Consider the following 19109-nt stretch of genomic DNA (forward strand, 5'->3'; position numbering starts at 1 on the left):
GCAGATGTCAATCTGATTCATCATTTTTTTGAACAGCGACTAATCGTTGGATGAGCTTGCTCAATTCATCAAACTTTCGTTCAAAACGTGTCAGCAAATAAACTGTCAAAATGGCAGGGAAGCCAGCCTGACCGAGCTGCTTCAGCCACTCCTCCGAAAAAAAGGTCTCCATTTGTCTCACCTCCCAGCGGATGCTCGTCTTCTATATAGGTGGTCTGAAAGAAGAAAAAGGAAAGCAGAGGAGGAGAAAATGAACCATTAGACCCGTTTCATAAAGTTTACTTTTTTTAACTTTTGTCCACTTAATGCAAGTAGAGGGAACAAAGGGGAGGATGCACATGGATTATCGGCTGTTATTGAAAGCAAAATGGAAGGAAATCATTGATCACCCGCTCATTCAGCAGTTTTTAAGCAACCCGAAAAACGAGCAGCTGCTCAAACAAGTCATGGAAGAGCCAAACGAGGAAAATGCCAAAAAGCTAGATTCCGAGTTCAAACAGTTCTATCAGAAAATCCGCATCATCAAGTATATCTCCACAATGATACGCATCTTTTCAGTCGACTTTGACAAACGAGTGAAAAAGAAGCAGCAGCGTTTTCCGCTCATACTCGATCATCCTGATACTCAAGAAGTGAAAGACCCTGTCCAAACAGATACGTATGAAGCCGTGCTCTTCAACCAGCAAGACTTAGGAGAGCATCTGCAAGATCAAACATTGTACAAGGCCTACCAGCAGCTGACAGACAAACAAAAAATGGTCTTAACCCAAATCTATGTCGAAGGCCAAACGATGAAGGAAATAGCTGATCAGTCAGGCGAATCAAGACAAAATATCTCAAACATTCACAAAAAAGCACTCAACAAACTAAAAGAAGAAACAGGGGGAGATGTCCGTGAACGAAGACAAAATCACCAATGGAGAAATGGAAGAACTCATTGAAACCTTCACACCCATGATCAAAAAGAAACTACAAAACACGGCATATCAAGAAAGAGAAGACCTCGAACAAGAACTCTATATCAAACTCATCGAAAAAGTAGACTGGCTGATTTACCAAGAGGGACCTGGGTTTTGGGAGTTTATTGTGGAATATATGACGAAGTTGTAAGAGATGTAAACACAAAAAAAGACTCGCTCACACAGAGCCGAGTCTTAATTTTTTTTGCAGTTTTTCTTCACTGAAAATCCAGCCGGTATAGGAATTTTTGATTTGGTGGTCCATGTCGATATGGCAGATCGCGACAAAAGGATAGTGACCTTTGCTGCGGTAGCGCAAATCAATGAACCGCACCTCATAATGATCCTTGTATTTATCCACTTCCCACCGGTAGACAGGGGAGAAGGAGAGAAAGGCTGAAATGTTTTCATCTTGCTTGGCAATTTTCATAATTTCAGTATCCGGGACCGGCACACGGTTAAAGGTGTCTAAAATGACGACCTCTCCATTCATGCTGCGTCCAACATGGAAAGAAGATTTACATTTCACAGCAATACGCCATTGTCTAAACTTCATTGTAGGCGAAATAATAATGTCTTCAATTTCATCGAATTGTGCACGCAGCTGATGTTTAATCTGAAGCTGCATGATAACCCTGACGATATAGTAACAGAAAATCACGGCATACAGCGAGATGAACGTATAGCCGGGATGACCGCCAATGGCCCAAACGACAATGGCGACAAGGTGTGTAAAAAAGATGAAAGGATCAAACGTGTTAATGATCCCAAGCGCTACCCATTTCTTTGAAAATGGACGAATGGCCTGTGTGCCGTATGCATTGAAAATATCGACAAACACATGGAGCACAACGGCTAATAGAGTCCATAACCACAGATGAAGTAAATCCGCCCCCGGCACAAATGGGAAAATCACAGCCGGTATCAGTATTGACCAGAACAGTACAGCTGGAATGGAATGTGTAAATCCTCTGTGATTTCTTATATAAACCGCATTATTTTTTAGTTTTAGCACAGTATCAATGTCTGGTGCTTGGGAGCCGGCAATGGTCGCGAGCATCACGGCATGTGCCATGTGTGGATCTGCGCTGACGGCTGGATCTAAAAGTGCAAGTCCCCCAAGAGAAATGCCCATTACTACATGAGTACCAGTATCCAATTGATTACCTCCTAGTTGTCATGCTTAGGAACAATCATACAAAGTATACGTCTTCTTTCAAGACTTTGTGCAAAATCACTTTTGCTTTGTCCTGATTTAATGTAACATGTTAACGTATCTACAAACAGTATACAACAAATAAGGTTCTTTTCAGAACGTTAGCCCTCGGTTCAATGAGAAGGAGTATAGATATGAAAGACATTCAAGAAAAGCTGGACCGCAAAGATATTGCGGGCTTTCAGCATGATTTAATTGATTGGTATGAAAAAGAACAACGGACACTGCCATGGCGTGAAAATCAGGATCCATACCGCGTCTGGGTATCAGAAGTGATGCTTCAGCAAACGAGAGTGGATACGGTCATTCCGTACTTCAACCGGTTTATGGAGCAATTCCCGACGGTGAAGGATCTCGCTTTAGCTGATGAAGAAAAGGTCATGAAAGCATGGGAAGGTCTTGGCTACTACTCAAGAGTTCGTAATTTACAGGCAGCTGTGAAAGAAGTATATGAATCCTACAGGGGCGTTGTCCCTGATTCGAAAGAGCAGTTTTCAAAGCTTAAAGGTGTAGGTCCGTATACGAGCGGTGCAGTGCTGAGTATCGCCTATAACAAGCCGTACCCTGCGGTAGACGGCAACGTCATGAGGGTCATTTCCCGTATTTTGTCTGTATGGGATGATATAGCAAAACCAAAAACGAGAAATATTTTCGAGTTTGCGGTCGATCAGCTCATTTCCCGGGAAAAGCCTTCAGAATTCAATCAAGGGCTGATGGAGCTTGGTGCGCTCATTTGCACCCCAACATCCCCTGCCTGCCTCATTTGCCCTGTGAACATGCATTGCTCGGCACTAGAGGAAGGCGTTCAGCATGAGCTCCCAGTGAAAAGCAAAAAGAAAAAGCCGACTGCAAAATCAATGGCAGCAGCGGTGTTATTTGATGATGCAGGCAACCTATATATTCATAAACGGCCAAGTACAGGCCTTCTTGCGAATTTATGGGAATTCCCTAACATGGAAACCATGAAGGGAAGAAAAACGGAAAAAGAGCAGTTAATTGATTTCTTAAAAGAGGAGGCAGGTGTACAAGCGGAGCTTGGTGATTTAGAAGGCACCATTCAGCATGTATTTACCCACCTCATCTGGAATATTTCTGTTTTCTTTGGACGAGTTACCTCTGTATCTGATGACACGATGCTGAAAAAAGTCACAACAGAGGAATTTGAGGCGTATGCTTTGCCAGTCTCACACCAAAAAATTTGGAAGCTGGCACTTGAGCAGCCTAGTCATATTTAACCGTTGTACCGTGGGTATAATCAGCTTCATTTCTATGCAGACCCCCGCGGTCTTCGATTTCAGAAATGATTTCTCGATACTTAGATTGCCCTTCTTCGTTCAAATAAGGTAAAATTTGTTGGAAAGCATGATGAAAGTAAGCAAGCTCAGTATCTTTCCATTGATCCTTGGACATCATGCCAAGCTGGCTTAAATCGCGTCCGACATACATGAATGTAACCTCCTAATAGGAACTTTCCTATTAGTGTGAAGCGAATGAACGAAAACTATTCAAATCAGGAGATGAACCATAATGAGTCAACGTAAATGTGCATTAATTACAGGCAGCAGCAGAGGAGTAGGGAAAGAAGTAGCCCTTCGCCTGGCTGAAAAAGGATATGACATTGTCATTAACTATGCGAGAAGCAAAAAAGCCGCACTTGAAACAGCGGAAGAAATTGAAGCGATGGGCGTCAAAACATTGGTCGTGAAAGCCAATGTAGGCCAGCCTGAGAAAATCAAAGACATGTTTCAGCAAATCGATGAAACCTTTGGCCGTTTAGATGTATTTGTGAACAATGCGGCATCAGGTGTTCAGCGTCCAATCATGGACCTTGAAGAAAATCATTGGGACTGGACGATGAATATCAATGCGAAGGCTTTGTTATTCTGCGGACAAGAAGCGGCGAAATTAATGGAGAAAAATGGCGGCGGACATATCGTCAGCATTAGCTCACTAGGCTCCATCCGCTACCTTGAAAATTACACAGTGGTCGGCGTATCAAAAGCGGCACTAGAAGCTTTGACACGTTACCTTTCTGTTGAGCTGTCACAAAAAAATATCGTCGTCAACGCCGTATCTGGCGGCGCGATCGATACAGATGCGCTCAAGCACTTCCCGAACCGTGAAGAGCTGTTAGAAGATGCAAAGAAAAACACACCTGCCGGCCGAATGGTGGAAATTAAAGACATGGTCGACAGCGTGGAGTTCCTTGTATCAGGCAAGGCAGACATGATTAGAGGACAGACCATTATTGTGGATGGCGGACGTTCTTTGCTAGTTTAAAAAAATCATGAATAGGATGTACACCTTCTGCACAAATTAATGTGCGTGGAGGTGATAATGATGGATCAACAACAAAACAAAACAAACGCACAACAAGTGAAGAAACAAAACCAAGCTTCTGCACAAGGCGGTCAATTTGGTACTGAATTTGCTAGCGAGACTGACGTACAGCAAGTAAAAAAATACAACCAAAAAGCTGAGCAAAACAAACAACAAAACAGCTAATCACTGAAACAGAGGAAAGCACTTCATATACGAATGAAGTGCTTTTCTTTTTGCCTCTCACCACCATCCGACAAAACCTGTAAAACCTCTACATAAACAGTCAAAGGATTTCCTCGTTCTTTCAAGAAATGGTATACAGACAAAAAGTGGATTCGAATAAAAGGGAGGAGTTAGATGTCTGATTTCGATCAGCTTGTCAAAGAACAAATGCAGCTCATGGATCAGCTGCTCGATGTCCAGGGAGAACTCGATCTATGCTTAGAAACAGAAAAACAATTGCTGCAGGATGAAAAAAAAGAAGAGTGGACCAGGCTTCATGATCAAATCAAACAGAAACGGGAGGAACTGCAAAAAGTCCAAACCTTATTTACAAAACAGACAGAAGAGGTCATCAATTCATACAAGCAGATGGAAAAGAGTTCAACCGTGATGTAAGACAGTGTGCCGTTCAATTGGGTTGAATGGCTTTTTCATTTCATTTTTTAACTATGTAACGGTATAATATAATAGAGACATGTTTAGTTGGGAAATTAGGTCTTTGGACTGTTAGGTTTGTTTGTTATAGAAAGTAGGGGAGAAAATATGGGCTATCCCAAGGAAGGAGAAACCATCCAAATTCAAAGCTATAAACACAATGGCTTGATCCACAGGATTTGGAATGAAACCACCATTCTGAAAGCAACGGAATTGTGTATCATTGGTGCAAACGACCGTACAATGGTGACTGAATCCGACGGCCGTACTTGGATGACGAGAGAACCGGCTATTTGCTATTTCCATGCAAAACAATGGTTTAATGTAATTGGGATGCTTAGAGATGATGGGGTATATTATTACTGCAACATCAGCTCTCCTTTTGCGACAGATGATGAGGCAATTAAGTATATTGATTACGATTTAGATGTCAAAGTCTTTCCAGACATGACGTACAATATTTTGGATGAGGATGAATATGCAGATCATAAGAGGCAGATGAATTATCCAAAGGAAATCGATAGTATCTTAAGAGAGCATCTGAATACATTATTGCATTGGATTCACCAGCGGAAAGGTCCGTTTGCTCCTGAATTTGTGGATATGTGGTATGAACGTTTTTTACATTATACAAAATAAGCAAGAGCAGCAAAAACCTGTTTGGCTTTTTAGGCTAACAGGTTTTTGACTGCGTACGGAGAAGAGGCACTGATAGATTGGGAAGGAGATTTACATGGGGGTCATTAAACGCTACATGGCTTTTGTTACACCGTATAAAAAACAGATTGCATTGACAATGGTCATCGGGATGATCAAGTTCTCGATTCCCTTAACATTGCCTCTGCTTTTAAAATATGTCATTGATGATGTCATTCAAGGCTCGGGGTCGGCTGAAGAAAAGACATCATCTCTATTGATCATTATGGGAATCATGCTCGTCTTATTTTTAGTGATGAGACCGCCTGTTGAATACTATAGACAATACTATGCGCAGTGGACAGGCAGTAAGGTATTGTTTGATATTCGGGAAAAGCTGTTCTCGCATATTCAAAAGCTCAGCCTTCGTTATTATGCCAACACGAGAACTGGGGAAATTATTTCAAGGGTCATCAACGATGTGGAGCAGACAAAGGAGTTTGTCATCACAGGTCTTATGAACATTTGGCTTGATTTGATGACCGTGCTGATCGTGATCGCCATTATGTGTACACTGGACATCAAGCTCACCATCGTGTCTGTCATCATTTTTCCGCTATATGCGTTTGCTGTGAAGTATTTTTACGGCAGGCTTCGCAAGCTGACAAAAGAGCGGTCGCAGGCGCTGGCTGAGGTGCAAGGGCATCTGCATGAGCGGGTACAAGGTATGCCAGTCATTCGGAGCTTTGCCATTGAAGAATATGAACAAGAGAATTTTCATGATGAAAACAAAAATTTCTTAAACAAAGCGATCAACCATACGAATTGGAACGCTAAAACATTTGCCGTCGTCAATACCATTACTGACATCGCACCGCTACTAATCATTGCATTTGCTGGCTACACCGTCATTAATGGATCGCTTTCGATTGGAACCATGATTGCCTTTGTCGGCTATATTGACCGGATGTACAACCCGATTCGCCGTCTCATTAACTCATCCACGACTTTAACCCAGTCAGTGGCGTCAATGGATCGTATTTTTGAATTTATTGATGAGCCGTATGAGGTCACAGATCGGCCGAATGCAAAAGAAGCTGATCATTTAAAAGGAGAGGTCGAATTTAAAAATGTGTCGTTTCGTTATGAACACACACAGGAAGAGATTCTGCACAATATCTCCTTGAAAGTAGAAAAAGGACAAACGGTTGCGCTTGTAGGAATGAGCGGTGGAGGGAAGTCGACACTCGTCAGCTTAATTCCAAGGTTTTATGATGTCACAAACGGGTCACTTGAAATTGACGGCATCGATATAAAAGAGTACAAAGCAAGAAGCCTTCGAAATCAAGTCGGAATGGTGCTGCAGGATACATTCTTATTCAGTGACACGATTAAAGAAAATATTGCGGTTGGAGACCCAGAAGCATCTTTTGAAAAAATCGTTTCGGCTGCAAAAGCGGCAAATGCCCATGATTTTATTATGTCTCTTCCTGAAGGATATGACACGAAGGTAGGAGAACGGGGCGTGAAGCTGTCAGGCGGTCAAAAACAACGAATTTCTATTGCAAGGGTCTTTCTAAAAAATCCACCGCTTTTGATTTTAGATGAAGCGACGTCTGCACTAGATTTAGAAAGTGAACATTACATTCAAGAAGCGATGCAAAAGCTAGCGAAGGACCGCACAACCTTTATTGTCGCGCACCGCTTATCAACAATTACACATGCTGACCTCATTGTCGTCATGGAACAAGGCGAAATTGTGGAAAAAGGAACACACGAAGAATTAATGAACCGAGACAGCCACTATCGCCATCTATTTACCATTCAAACATTAAATTAGTAGAAGCCTATCCGATTCTAGCGGATAGGCTTTTTTATGCTTGTCAAAAACATGACATATTTCCCAGCTTGTCTCAATACAATTTTAAAAAGTATGACGGGGTGGTGAATATGTGAAAGAACAAGACGTGCTGCTAGATGTCAAACAGCTGTCCATTGCGTTTCAGCAAAAAAAGCAAAAAGTACCCATCGTCCATCACATATCGTTCTCGATTCAAAAAGGAGAAACCTTAGGAATTGTTGGCGAATCTGGCTGCGGGAAAAGTATCACATCTATGTCATTAATGGGCCTGAACCAGCAAACAGACACAACGGGTGAGGTTCAATTCGAAGGGCAAAACCTGCTGTCACTTTCAGAAAAACAGTGGCGAGAGATAAGAGGGAATGACATTTCGATGATTTTTCAAGAGCCAATGACCTCTCTGAACCCATTAATGACCATCGGCAAACAAATGACGGAAGCCCTTTTCACACATCAAGCAATCGGTCAAAAAGAAGCAAAAGCAAAGGCGGTTGATCTGCTTCAGACAGTTGGATTGAAGCAAGCCGAATCGTTGCTTAAAAAATACCCGCATGAATTATCAGGCGGCATGCGCCAGCGTGTCATGATTGCGATGGCGATGCTTTGTCACCCAAAGCTCATGATCGCAGATGAACCGACAACTGCACTTGATGTGACCATCCAAGCGCAAATCCTTCGCCTGCTCAAAAAGCTAAACGAAGAGATGGACACCGCTATTTTATTTATAACCCATGATCTAGGCGTCGTGCGGCAAATATGCCAGCGAGTCATGATTATGTATGCCGGTCGAATTGTAGAAGAAGGAACCGTTGACCGTATTTTTCAAAAACCTCTGCATCCCTACACAAAAGGTCTTTTCGCCTCAGTTCCATCATTTAAAGAGAAAAAAGAAAAGCTCATCTCTATTACAGGTCATGTACCTAAGCCGGGAACCATTCGATCCGGCTGTCAATTTGCACCACGCTGTCCTTATCAAACGGCGCAATGTCTTGAAGAAGATCCAGTTTTACAATCCATTGAACAGGACCACCGCGTGGCATGCTTTCTAATGGAAGGAGGAGAAGACACTGAGTCGCCCACTCTTGCAAGTGAATCAGCTGACAAAACGGTATGACACAGCCGCTTTTTTTTCTAAACACAAACATTCGACTCTGGCTTTAAATCAAGTGTCCTTTCACGTGAAGGAGGGGGAAACGCTTGGCATTGTCGGTGAATCGGGCTGCGGGAAATCAACACTTGGCAAAAGCTTAATGAGATTGACTGAACCGACGTCAGGCTCTATTCAACTGAAAGGGCAAGAAGTCACTCTTTTGAAAGAAAGAGAGATGCGTTCTTTAAGAAAAGACATTCAAATGATTTTCCAAGATCCATACGCTTCATTAAATCCACGAATGAAAATCAAAGATATTTTAGAGGAACCGCTCATTGTTCATAAACATGGGACGAAAGCAGATAGACGAAAGCGGGTCAAAGAGATGCTGCACATTGTCGGATTTGATCCTTCCTACGGGGAACGTTATGCGCACCAATTCAGCGGCGGACAAAGGCAGCGTATTGGTATTGCTAGAGCACTCATTACCCATCCAAGTCTTGTCATTGCCGATGAACCCGTTTCGGCTTTAGATGTATCCGTTCAAGCACAAATTTTGAATTTGATGCTTGAATTGCAAAAGACGCTTTCTCTGACGTATCTGTTTATTTCTCACGATCTTGGTGTTGTCAGGTATATGAGCGACCGAATCGCAGTGATGTATGCTGGCCGAATTGTCGAGATGGGGCCTGCCGAAGACGTGTTTCACAGCCCGCTTCATCCTTATACGTCGCTGCTTCTGAAATCCATTCCACATATGGACCACGTGCTGGAAACGCAAGATGTGTCAGCAGAAGAGTCCACAATGACGATAGAAGGCGGCTGTCCTTTCTACAAAAGGTGTCCAAAAAGGTGGGAGAAATGCCTAAAAGCAGTCCCTGCTTTGTATGAGGAGGAACCGGGGCGCGCAGCGGCGTGTTACTTATATCAAAAGGAGGAACACAATGAAGAAGACATGGTTGTTCAGTAGTTTCATTTTTGTGCTGGCACTTGCACTGTTTTTGGGGGGATGCTCGTCCGCACCGTCATCAGAAGAAAAAGCAACAAAAGACACCCTCGTATTTGGCAGAGGAGGAGACTCCACTTCACTAGATCCGATCACAACGACAGAAGGCGAAACCTTCAAGGTCACAGAGAATATGTTTGAAAAGCTACTGAATTATGGTGAGAAAGACACGACCATCCATCCTGGTCTCGCAACAGACTGGGATGTTGCAAAGGACGGAAAATCATACACATTCTACTTAAGAGAAGGTGTGAAATTTCACGATGGCACAGACTTTAACGCAGAAGCAGTGAAATTCAACTTTGACCGCTGGATGAATGGTGATGCAGAAAAATTTCCTTACTATGGCATGTTTGGCGGCTATAAAAAAGATAAAGGACATGTGATTAAAGACATCATCGTCAAAGGAGAGCATGAAGTTGAATTTCAGCTAAAGCGCCCGCAGGCGACATTCCTTAAAAACATTGCTATGTCACCGTTTGGCATCGCAAGTCCTGCGGCTGTTGAAAAAAGCGGTGATTCTTTTCGTGAGAATCCAGTGGGAACAGGACCATTCAAGTTTAAAGAGTGGAAGCAAAACGACCGTATCGTGTTAGAAAAGAACGAAGATTACTGGCAGAAGGATAAACCAAAACTGAATCAAATCATCTTCCGCTCTATTCCAGAAAACTCGGCTCGTTTAAATGCCCTGAAAACAGGTGAGATCGATTTGATGGATGGCGTGAATCCGTCAGATTTAGATGGCATTAAAACTGATAAAGCACTCCAGCTTATTGAAAGACCATCAATGAACGTAGGCTATATCGGACTGACCGTCACAAGAAAGCCGCTTGATAACAAGCTCGTTCGTCAGGCACTCAATTACGCGGTCGATAAAGAATCCATCATTGAGTCATTTTATGGCGGACTTGCCGAGCCAGCAAAAAACCCTCTTCCCCCAGCTTTAGAAGGCTACAATGACGACATTGATCCATATCCGTATGATCCAGAAAAAGCGAAGGAACTTTTGAAAGAAGCGGGTTTTCCTGACGGCTTTCGCATCAAGCTTTGGGCGATGCCTGTACCGCGTCCATATATGCCAGATGGGATGAAGATAGCAGAAGTCATTCAATCAAACTTTGAAAAGGTCGGCGTCAAAGCAGAAATTGTGACATATGACTGGGCGACCTATTTAGATAAGGCAAGTAAAGGGGAAGCAGATGTGTTCTTATTAGGCTGGACAGGGGACAATGGCGATCCTGATAATTTCATCTACACACTTTTGGACAAAGACAGCATTGGCGGCAACAACTATACATTCTTCGAAAACGATAAAATGCACGACATCCTCATTGAAGCGCAAACAGACACAGATCAAAAGAAACGAAATGAGTTGTATAAAAAAGCGCAAGAAATCATTCATGATGAAGCACCTTGGATTCCATTGGTGCATTCGATCCCAATGCTTGCAGCATCTAATGATTTAAAAGGCTATCAGCCGCATCCAACTGGTTCAGAAGCTTTAAATGACGTGTATTTCGAATAAGCAAATAAGGGAGATCTTGTATCTCCCTTACAGCGTGTAGACAAACCCTCGCATTCGGTGTCAGTCCTGCGTTCCGGTGCTCACGAATGTCAAATTCGCTTCGCGCCAGTACTCGTCCTTCCTAGACTGCAAAGGTTTTCTATCACGCTGAAAAGAAGACAAAGAAAAAGGCGGTGAAAGCTGTTTGTTTGCTTATTGTATGAAGCGGGCAGGAATGCTCATCCCAGTACTGATTGGAATGACATTGGTCGTGTTTTCAATTATTCGGTTTATTCCAGGGAATCCAGCACAGGTCATCTTAGGACAGCGGGCAACGAAAGAGGCAGTAGAACAATTAACCATCCAGCTCGGTTTAAACCAGCCTTGGTATGTTCAATACGGACATTACATGCTGGGTCTTTTAAAAGGGGACTTAGGGACTTCGATACGAACAGGAGCGGCTATTGCCCAGGAAATGAAGCCTTACTTATTTGCGACGTTAGAATTGACCTTTTTTGCCATGGTGCTGGCGATTGTTGTGGGAGTGAATGCCGGAATCATTAGTGCTTGGTTTAAGCATTCCATCTTTGATTATGTCGCAATGTTTATTGCACTCATTGGAGTGTCTATGCCGATTTTCTGGTTAGGCTTAATGGGGCAGTGGCTGTTCTCGATCGAATTAGGTATTTTGCCGACGACGGGCCGAGAAAACGTAAGGAATCCAGTGGAGTCGATCACGTATATTCATACGCTGGACACGCTTTTGCAAGGCCGGTTTGATCAATTCACTGACAGCATCAAGCATTTGGTATTACCAAGTACAGCTCTTGCGACAATTCCTGCTGCGATTATTGCAAGGATTACAAGGGCAAGTATGCTGGAAGTACTTCATTCAGACTTTATTCGAACCGCAAAAGCAAAAGGGGTACGTTCATTTTTCATCATTTATCAGCATGGCCTGAAAAATGCGCTTATTCCGATCTTGACGATTATTGGTCTTCAAACAGGCCTCTTACTTGGCGGAGCCATTTTAACAGAGACCATTTTTGCTTGGCCGGGAATTGGCCGATATATATATGACGCCATCAGTTATCGTGATTATCCAGTCATTCAAACTGGCATTCTCGTCGTTGCGCTGATATTTGTCCTGATCAATTTCATCGTGGACATCTTGTATGCAGTCATTGATCCTAGGATTAAATATTAGGGAAGGAGAGTGACAACATGGAAGCACAAAAAGAGCTTGAACCACCTCAACCAAAAGAAGAACGCTCTCAATCATTGATTCTTGAATCGATGAAGCAGTTCTTTCAGCACAAGCTGGCGGTCATTGGCAGTGTGATTGTCTTTTTATTTCTTATCCTAGCGATATTCGCACCACTCATTGCTCCTTATAGCATCAATGAACAATCTCTTGGTGAGCGATTTAGCGCCCCTTCAGCTGCGCACTGGTTTGGTACGGATGATTTCGGCAGAGATATATTTTCAAGAGTTGTGCATGGAGCGCGGATTTCCTTATGGGTTGGTTTCTTCTCGGTTCTCGGATCTGTCATTTTAGGCACACTGCTTGGATTGATAGCAGGCTATGGCGGAAGAGTGCTAGATGCTGTGATCTCGAGATTGTTTGATATTTTACTCGCTTTTCCTAGTATTCTACTAGCGATTGCGATCGTCTCCATCTTAGGCCCCTCCTTACAAAATGCCCTTATTGCCATTGCGATTATTAATGTCCCAACCTTTGGACGGCTCGTTCGTTCAAAAGTGCTGAGTATTAAACAAGAAGAATACGTGCTGGCAGCAAAGGCGGTTGGGATGTCACACCGCCGCATCGTGCTGCGTCACATTCTGCCAAATAGTATGGTGCCAGTCATCGTACAGGCGACGCTTGCGATCGGAACGGCGATTATCGAGGCAGCGGCTTTAGGCTTTTTAGGATTGGGTGCACAGGCACCAAGCCCAGAGTGGGGGAAAATGCTCGCCGATGCGAGACCTTATCTCGTTCAAGCCCCCTGGACATTAATTTTCCCAGGGGCAGCGATCATGCTGACAGTTTTGGGCTTTAACCTGATGGGAGATGGATTAAGAGACACACTGGATCCTAAAATGAAGAAAATAAAATAAGACCGATTCTAGGAATCGGTCTTTTCTCATTTTATGCTTCTTTTTCATCTGTCTCAATTTCACTGTCTTTTGGGTGATACGTCTGGAAGCTTGTAATCAATGTATCTAAATGCTCTAGTTCATCACGGTATTCGATGATGCTGGACATGACATTCAGCATATTGTAATCGAGCAAGTCGTTTTCTTGGTTTTGCTGATGCTGGATAAATGATTTCGTTAACGTTTCAAGGCGAAGAGAGCATTCATTTTGAAATTCATCGTCCTGCGGCTTCATTTTTCCGACAAACTTCATCAAGGTCCGCTCATGCCAATACAGTAAATAATCAATCTCATCCGTTAAGCTTTCCCGGAAATGCTCTGGCATCAAATGAATCTCATTTTCTAATTTATGAAGCTTTTTCAGCAAGTACAGAGCACGATTCGATGTCATAATTGCCTGTCTGAACAAAACGAGCTTTCTTGATTTTACATAGGTTGTTTTCTTTAAATAGCTTCGTTCCTCTTTGTATAACAAGTAAATGTGATCTAATTTGATCATGCGTTCTTTTATTTGATCGATGTCATCCTTTAAAGTGGAATGATCAGTAGACTGTCTGGAGCTCAGACGGATCCATTTTAAAATCTCCTCCGTATTTTCCATAATGTGATGAACAAGCTTTGTTTCATACTTTGGCGGCAGGAAGATTAAATTCACTAAAAATGAAGAAAGAACTCCTAACACCACAGTAGCTGTTCGAATTAAGGCAAAGGAAAGGAAATGATCCCCAGCACTTTCTAAAATCGCAATGACGGTTACAAGTGCAATTGGAATCGTGTGTTCAATCTTCAGCTTTAAATTAATGGCGATGACCATGACGGCGGTTAAACCGATAATGACTGGCCCAGTGCCAAAAAGCAGACCGAACGTAATGGCAAGTGCTGCTCCAATAATATTGGCTTGCACTTGATCAACAATCGTTAAAAAAGATCGATAAATAGATGGCTGGATAGCAAATACAGCTGCAATTCCCGCGAAGACGGGCGTTGGCAACCCAAGCCATGTTGCCAGGTAAAGCGCGAGTACAATGGCAATACCAGTTTTTAAAATACGGGCTCCAAGTTTCATTGGTTTTGTCCCTGCATTCCTTTCTTTTTGATAATAGATGATCACTCGTCATTTATTATAAATATTTTGATGAACAACTAAGTAATATACAGCGGTCTTCCGAAATATTCAAGTGATTTTTGAAAGTTCATGAAAACATCAAAAGAAGGTATTGAGAAGAAATGTAACAGATTTGCACGCTTTTGACAAACAAGAGCTGATAAATAAAAAAACAGGCGCATTTTTTTACGCCTGTTTTTGACCCTATTATGATTGTTTTAACTGTTCAAACGCATGATCTACTGCTTGCAGCGTCTCAGAAATATCTTTTTCAGTATGTGCGATCGTTAAGAACCAAGCTTCATATTTAGAAGGAGCGAGGTTAATCCCTTGAGAAAGCATTAATTTGAAGAAGCGGGCGAACATTTCGCCATCCGTATTTTCCGCCTGTTCATAGTTTACAATGGTTTCTTTTGTGAAATAAATCGTGAGAGCCCCTTTTAAGCGGTTCACCGTAATATCTACTTGATGTTTTTTTGCATGGGCTAAAATGCCTTCTTCTAGCATAGCGCCAAGCTGATCAAGGCGCTCGTAAACACCATCTTGTTTTAACACTTCCAAGCATGCAATACCAGAAAGAATGGATGCAGGATTTCCTGCCATCGTGCCAGCTTGATAGGCTGGTCCAAGAGGAGCGACTTGCTCCATAATTTCTTTTTTACCGCCGTAAGCACCGATCGGAAGTCCGCCGCCAATGATTTTTCCTAATGCAGTGAGGTCAGGTTTTACTTGAAGCAAGTCCTGTGCTCCTCCGTACATAAAGCGGAAAGCTGTAATCACTTCATCATAGATCACAAGTGCGCCCTTTTCATGAGTGAGGTCATTGACCTGCTGCAAGAAGCCGTCCTTAGGCTCCACGATGCCGAAGTTCCCGACAATTGGCTCGACAAGGACAGCTGCGACTTCATCGCCCCATCGATCCAATGCTTCTTTGTAGCTGTCAATATCATTAAATGGAACGGTAATGACTTCATTGGCGATGCTCTTTGGTACGCCTGCTGAATCAGGGGTTCCTAAAGTGGAAGGACCAGAGCCAGCTGCCACAAGCACAAGATCAGAGTGCCCGTGATAGCATCCGGCAAACTTAATGATCTTTGTTCTGCCTGTATATGCGCGCGCGACACGAATCGTTGTCATCACCGCTTCAGTACCTGAATTGACAAAACGAACTTTGTCCAAAGCAGGCATGGCTTCCTTCAGCATTTTAGCAAAAGTGACTTCATGCTTCGTTGGCGTTCCGTAAAGGACACCTGTTTCAGCCGCTTTTGTAATAGCTTTTGTAATATGCGGGTGGGCATGTCCTGTAATAATTGGACCGTATGCTGCTAGGTAATCGATATAGCGGTTTCCATCAACATCCCAAAAATAAGCGCCTTCTCCTCTTTCCATAGCCACGGGTGAACCGCCGCCTACTGCCTTATATGAACGAGACGGACTGTTGACACCTCCAACGATATGCTCCAGCGCCTCTTGATGTAATTTTTCTGATTCTGTGAATTTCATAAATAGCCTCCTATCTCAACGTATCACGTCGTCTATCATTATTTTAACATGCCGATGCAAGCGTACTTAGTTGAATATCCTCTCAAAATTGGATAGGCTAATTAAAAAATAGGTTGGAGGGATTGTGTCATGACAATCGAAATAGGCCAGCAAGTACCTGAAATCGAATTAACCGGTGACAACGGGGAGAAAGTAAAGCTTTCTGACTTTAAAGGAAAACATATTGTCCTTTATTTCTATCCAAAAGATATGACACCAGGCTGTACAACAGAAGCATGTGATTTCCGCGATCGCCATCAAAGCTTTGCAGAATTAGATGCTGTCATTATCGGCGTAAGCCCAGACAGTCAGGACAAGCACCAAAAGTTTAAAGAAAAACATGATTTACCGTTCCTGCTTCTTGTAGACGATGAACAGAAATTGTCTGAAGCCTTTGGGGTATGGAAGCTGAAAAAGAACTTTGGCAAAGAATACATGGGCATTGAACGTTCAACGTTTCTTATTAATAAAGAAGGAACGCTTGTGAAAGAATGGCGAAAAGTCAAGGTGAAAGACCACGTAGAAGAAGCGCTTGAGGAACTGAAAGCTCACGCTTAATATCATCACAGGATGAGATCGGCAGACATGCCGGTCTTTTTTGTGAAGAAGAATAGGTAAAAAAGAGGATTGTAATTGACAAAGATTCGGCTCTGGGGGTACACTATTTATAAAGATTATAATATAAGAATATTTTTGAAGAGAGGTGCATGATGAAATGGCTGCTCACGAACTAAAAGACGCTTTAGATGCTTTAAAAGAAACCGGTGTTCGAATTACTCCGCAGCGCCATGCCATCTTGGAGTTTCTCGTAAATTCTATGACTCACCCAACCGCGGACGATATATATAAAGCACTTGAAGGAAAATTTCCAAACATGAGTGTCGCAACGGTTTACAACAATTTACGAGTCTTCCGGGAATCTGGATTAGTAAAGGAATTAACGTACGGTGATTCCTCAAGCCGATTTGATTTTGCGACATCTGACCATTACCATGCGATTTGTGAAAACTGCGGAAAAATAGTGGACTTTCATTATCCTGGCCTTGATGAAGTTGAACAGCTTGCATCCCATGTGACGGGCTTTAAAGTCAGTCATCATCGCTTGGAGATCTATGGAACTTGTCAAGAATGTGCGAAAAAAGAAAATCATTAATGAAAAAGCTGACCGGTTAAATGGTCAGCTTTTTTTATGACTTTTTTCGATTGTAGGATTCATCAAACTCTTTGCCTTCTAATGCTGGATCGAGTGTAAGCGGCTCTCTGCAATGCATGCACATATCCACCCGCCCAAGCACTTTTGTTTCCTTCTCACAGCCTGGACAAACAACACGCACTGCCTTTGTAGAAAGCATACCGATCCAAAAGTAAACCACTGTACTCAATCCGATCGATAAGACGCCGAGCAGCATAAAGAAAGTCGACAGCCAAATCGATTCCTTGAAGAACACACCGATATACATGATCAGAAAGCCAACAAAAACCAAACTAAGTGCAAATGTTCTGATTTTATTAATTTTACTGGAGTATTTCGCCATCCCTAGTCCCCCTTGTCTCCAATATAGCACATTTTACCTTTCCGTTTGAATTAGTTATAGAGTTTTGTGAATAAATTGCTTATAATGATTCAATGATCTTTTTTCTTGTATTGAAGGAATTTTGATTCTATGAGGAGAAATACATAGCATTAGAGAAGAACTTTACACCCGAGTATTGGAGGAATCACTATGGAAAATCTTCTCCGTCCTATTTATCAAGAGAGAGCAAGCCATCCAGACACATTAGCTGTGATTATAGTAGAAAGAAGACACAAAGTATCTTCTGAGACGGATAACTTTGATGCAGCACTTCTAGTCATTGTAAAAGAAGCGGAAGAGCCGTTATTTATCAAGCACTATGAATCCGATCACCAAACAGCTTCTTTAAATGTTGTCACAGATGATCAGCTGAAGGAATGGATTACCCTCGGCACTAACCGCCGAATCATTGATTGGATTTTGAATGGAAAAGTCCTATTTGATCGAAATGAATATATTTTCAACTTGATTGATGAACTGAGTACATTCCCGTTTTCAAACCGCAAACTTAAAATCGGTTTAGAATACGGCAAGCTCATTCGCAGATATATAGAAGGAAAAGCATTTTTTGAGTCAAATCAATTCCTTGATGCATATAATTCAATTGTGCATGCTCTGCATCATTTGGCACGTATTGAAGTGATCGATAAAGGCTTCCACCCAGAAGTGACGGTTTGGAATCAGGTGCGTCATATGGAACCGGAAGTATATAAACTTTATTCAGAACTCATTGAAAGCCACGAAAGTCTGCATAAGCGTTTGGAACTTTTATTTTTAGCAAATGATTTTTTGATCCATTCAAAAGCAGAAATTGGTGCCGCTCATTTGCGTCATGTCATGGAACAGCAAGATATATGGCTTTTTGGCGAGCTTCTCGCGCATCCTGATCTCAAGTATTTCACGCCTGACCTTAGCGTCATGATTGATTTCTTTGTGGAAAAAGGAATTGTTCAGGTGGAGCCGATTGAGACAAAGGGACAAAAAATCTATCATCGAGGATATTTTGTGAAAAAAGATATTGACGCATGAATATTATGATGGTATATTATTATACGTCGCTAACGAGCAACCAAGTTGCTTTGAAAGAAAAGCTGACAAAAAGAAATTCTAAAAAACACTTGACGCACACAGCGCCGAAATGTTATATTGAGAAAGTCGCCTCTGAGCGACAATGAAGATGATCTTTGAAAACTAAACAAGACAAAACGTACCTGTTAATTCGAGTTTTTATAAAAAAATCCTATGATATATCATAGGTAGTCAGTCAAACACTGACGAGGCAGGAAATGATCACATGCTAAGTTCGCTACATCGTGTAGCAACGCATGTGTGATATGCATCTTGCATACCTCGGAGAGTTTGATCCTGGCTCAGGACGAACGCTGGCGGCGTGCCTAATACATGCAAGTCGAGCGGACAGAAGGGAGCTTGCTCCCGGATGTTAGCGGCGGACGGGTGAGTAACACGTGGGTAACCT

Annotated in this window: 21 protein-coding genes, 1 rRNA gene and 1 pseudogene; 17 read left to right on the top strand and 6 right to left on the bottom strand. The window is 42.5% G+C overall.

From position 1 onward, the window contains the following. Window positions 1–7: 7 nt before the first annotated feature. Window positions 8–172, bottom strand: coding sequence for a YvrJ family protein (locus tag C6Y01_RS15355; RefSeq protein ID WP_003217819.1), 165 nt, complete (start codon window positions 170–172; stop codon window positions 8–10). A 166-nt stretch (window positions 173–338) separates the two neighbouring features. Here C6Y01_RS15355 and C6Y01_RS15360 point away from each other — a divergent pair, with 166 nt between their 5' ends. Further along, the gene (locus C6Y01_RS15360) at window positions 339–941 is read left to right on the top strand and encodes a sigma-70 family RNA polymerase sigma factor (protein WP_106038452.1); all 603 of its coding nucleotides are present in this window, start codon (window positions 339–341) and stop codon (window positions 939–941) included. After that, on the top strand, window positions 889–1110 hold the full coding sequence (gene rsoA, locus C6Y01_RS15365; protein ID WP_034664988.1) for a sigma-O factor regulator RsoA: 222 nt from the start codon (window positions 889–891) through the stop codon (window positions 1108–1110). Before C6Y01_RS15360 ends, rsoA begins: the two co-directional genes overlap by 53 nt. Before the next feature lie 27 nt (window positions 1111–1137). On the opposite strand, the gene C6Y01_RS15370 is transcribed toward rsoA, so the two are convergent. Continuing rightward, window positions 1138–2118 carry a metal-dependent hydrolase gene (locus C6Y01_RS15370; RefSeq protein ID WP_034664985.1) on the bottom strand — a complete coding sequence of 327 codons (981 nt, stop codon included), beginning with the start codon at window positions 2116–2118 and terminating at the stop codon, window positions 1138–1140. A 191-nt stretch (window positions 2119–2309) separates the two neighbouring features. Between C6Y01_RS15370 and mutY the strand changes: the two genes are divergently transcribed. After that, window positions 2310–3410 (top strand): A/G-specific adenine glycosylase, encoded by a 1101-nt coding sequence (gene mutY / locus C6Y01_RS15375; protein WP_095286108.1) that lies wholly within the window; start codon window positions 2310–2312, stop codon window positions 3408–3410. Here the strand turns inward: mutY and C6Y01_RS15380 are convergent. After that, entirely contained in the window at window positions 3397–3621 is a 225-nt protein-coding gene (locus C6Y01_RS15380; RefSeq protein ID WP_003217808.1) for a hypothetical protein, read from the bottom strand. The genes mutY and C6Y01_RS15380 overlap by 14 nt on opposite strands. An 81-nt stretch (window positions 3622–3702) precedes the next feature. Between C6Y01_RS15380 and fabL the strand changes: the two genes are divergently transcribed. The 10 genes and pseudogenes from fabL (at window position 3703) to C6Y01_RS15430 (ending at window position 13372) form a co-directional block, all read left to right on the top strand. Next, window positions 3703–4455 (top strand): enoyl-[acyl-carrier-protein] reductase FabL, encoded by a 753-nt coding sequence (fabL, locus tag C6Y01_RS15385; RefSeq protein WP_024425211.1) that lies wholly within the window; start codon window positions 3703–3705, stop codon window positions 4453–4455. A gap of 75 nt (window positions 4456–4530) precedes the next feature. After that, window positions 4531–4680 (top strand): annotated as a pseudogene (locus tag C6Y01_RS15390) (gamma-type small acid-soluble spore protein); the annotation flags it as partial. 174 nt (window positions 4681–4854) lie between these two features. After that, entirely contained in the window at window positions 4855–5115 is a 261-nt protein-coding gene (locus C6Y01_RS15395) for a YgaB family protein (protein WP_034664977.1), read from the top strand. A gap of 147 nt (window positions 5116–5262) precedes the next feature. Further along, entirely contained in the window at window positions 5263–5793 is a 531-nt protein-coding gene (ntdP, locus tag C6Y01_RS15400; protein ID WP_024425209.1) for a nucleoside tri-diphosphate phosphatase, read from the top strand. 94 nt (window positions 5794–5887) lie between these two features. Then, window positions 5888–7630: an ABC transporter ATP-binding protein gene (locus C6Y01_RS15405; protein WP_034664974.1), complete on the top strand. Its 1743-nt coding sequence runs from the start codon at window positions 5888–5890 to the stop codon at window positions 7628–7630. Window positions 7631–7742: 112 nt separating this feature from the next. Beyond that, complete coding sequence (locus C6Y01_RS15410) at window positions 7743–8765, top strand: ABC transporter ATP-binding protein (RefSeq protein ID WP_106038453.1); 1023 nt, start codon at window positions 7743–7745, stop codon at window positions 8763–8765. Continuing rightward, complete coding sequence (locus tag C6Y01_RS15415; RefSeq protein ID WP_106038454.1) at window positions 8734–9711, top strand: ABC transporter ATP-binding protein; 978 nt, start codon at window positions 8734–8736, stop codon at window positions 9709–9711. Before C6Y01_RS15410 ends, C6Y01_RS15415 begins: the two co-directional genes overlap by 32 nt. Continuing rightward, window positions 9686–11272 (top strand): ABC transporter substrate-binding protein, encoded by a 1587-nt coding sequence (locus C6Y01_RS15420; RefSeq protein ID WP_034664966.1) that lies wholly within the window; start codon window positions 9686–9688, stop codon window positions 11270–11272. The genes C6Y01_RS15415 and C6Y01_RS15420 overlap by 26 nt, the downstream gene beginning before the upstream one ends. A gap of 184 nt (window positions 11273–11456) precedes the next feature. After that, window positions 11457–12458: an ABC transporter permease gene (locus C6Y01_RS15425; protein ID WP_034664965.1), complete on the top strand. Its 1002-nt coding sequence runs from the start codon at window positions 11457–11459 to the stop codon at window positions 12456–12458. A gap of 17 nt (window positions 12459–12475) precedes the next feature. Beyond that, a complete protein-coding gene (locus C6Y01_RS15430; protein ID WP_034664963.1) occupies window positions 12476–13372 on the top strand; it encodes an ABC transporter permease in 897 nt (298 codons plus the stop codon). Window positions 13373–13403: 31 nt separating this feature from the next. Here C6Y01_RS15430 and C6Y01_RS15435 read toward each other — a convergent pair whose 3' ends face one another. Both C6Y01_RS15435 and C6Y01_RS15440 read right to left on the bottom strand, forming a co-directional pair. After that, window positions 13404–14477 carry an FUSC family protein gene (locus tag C6Y01_RS15435; protein WP_034664960.1) on the bottom strand — a complete coding sequence of 358 codons (1074 nt, stop codon included), beginning with the start codon at window positions 14475–14477 and terminating at the stop codon, window positions 13404–13406. Between the two features lie 246 nt (window positions 14478–14723). Continuing rightward, window positions 14724–16019, bottom strand: a complete 1296-nt coding sequence (locus C6Y01_RS15440; protein WP_034664957.1) for a glutamate-1-semialdehyde 2,1-aminomutase — start codon at window positions 16017–16019, stop codon at window positions 14724–14726. Window positions 16020–16148: 129 nt separating this feature from the next. On the opposite strand from C6Y01_RS15440, the gene bcp reads away from it, so the two are divergent. Continuing rightward, entirely contained in the window at window positions 16149–16616 is a 468-nt protein-coding gene (bcp, locus tag C6Y01_RS15445; RefSeq protein ID WP_034664955.1) for a thioredoxin-dependent thiol peroxidase, read from the top strand. A 157-nt stretch (window positions 16617–16773) separates the two neighbouring features. Beyond that, window positions 16774–17211 (top strand): peroxide-responsive transcriptional repressor PerR, encoded by a 438-nt coding sequence (gene perR / locus C6Y01_RS15450; protein WP_012009347.1) that lies wholly within the window; start codon window positions 16774–16776, stop codon window positions 17209–17211. A 34-nt stretch (window positions 17212–17245) separates the two neighbouring features. Here the strand turns inward: perR and C6Y01_RS15455 are convergent, their stop codons facing one another. Next, the gene (locus C6Y01_RS15455) at window positions 17246–17593 is read right to left on the bottom strand and encodes a YgzB family protein (protein WP_003217804.1); all 348 of its coding nucleotides are present in this window, start codon (window positions 17591–17593) and stop codon (window positions 17246–17248) included. A gap of 189 nt (window positions 17594–17782) precedes the next feature. Here C6Y01_RS15455 and C6Y01_RS15460 point away from each other — a divergent pair, with 189 nt between their 5' ends. Both C6Y01_RS15460 and C6Y01_RS15465 read left to right on the top strand, forming a co-directional pair. Next, complete coding sequence (locus tag C6Y01_RS15460) at window positions 17783–18661, top strand: nucleotidyltransferase-like protein (RefSeq protein WP_034664951.1); 879 nt, start codon at window positions 17783–17785, stop codon at window positions 18659–18661. A 318-nt stretch (window positions 18662–18979) separates the two neighbouring features. After that, window positions 18980–19109 (top strand): 16S ribosomal RNA (locus C6Y01_RS15465); the annotation flags it as partial.

This window comes from Bacillus sp. NMCC46, from assembly GCF_002998465.1.
In the GTDB taxonomy this organism is placed as follows: domain Bacteria; phylum Bacillota; class Bacilli; order Bacillales; family Bacillaceae; genus Bacillus.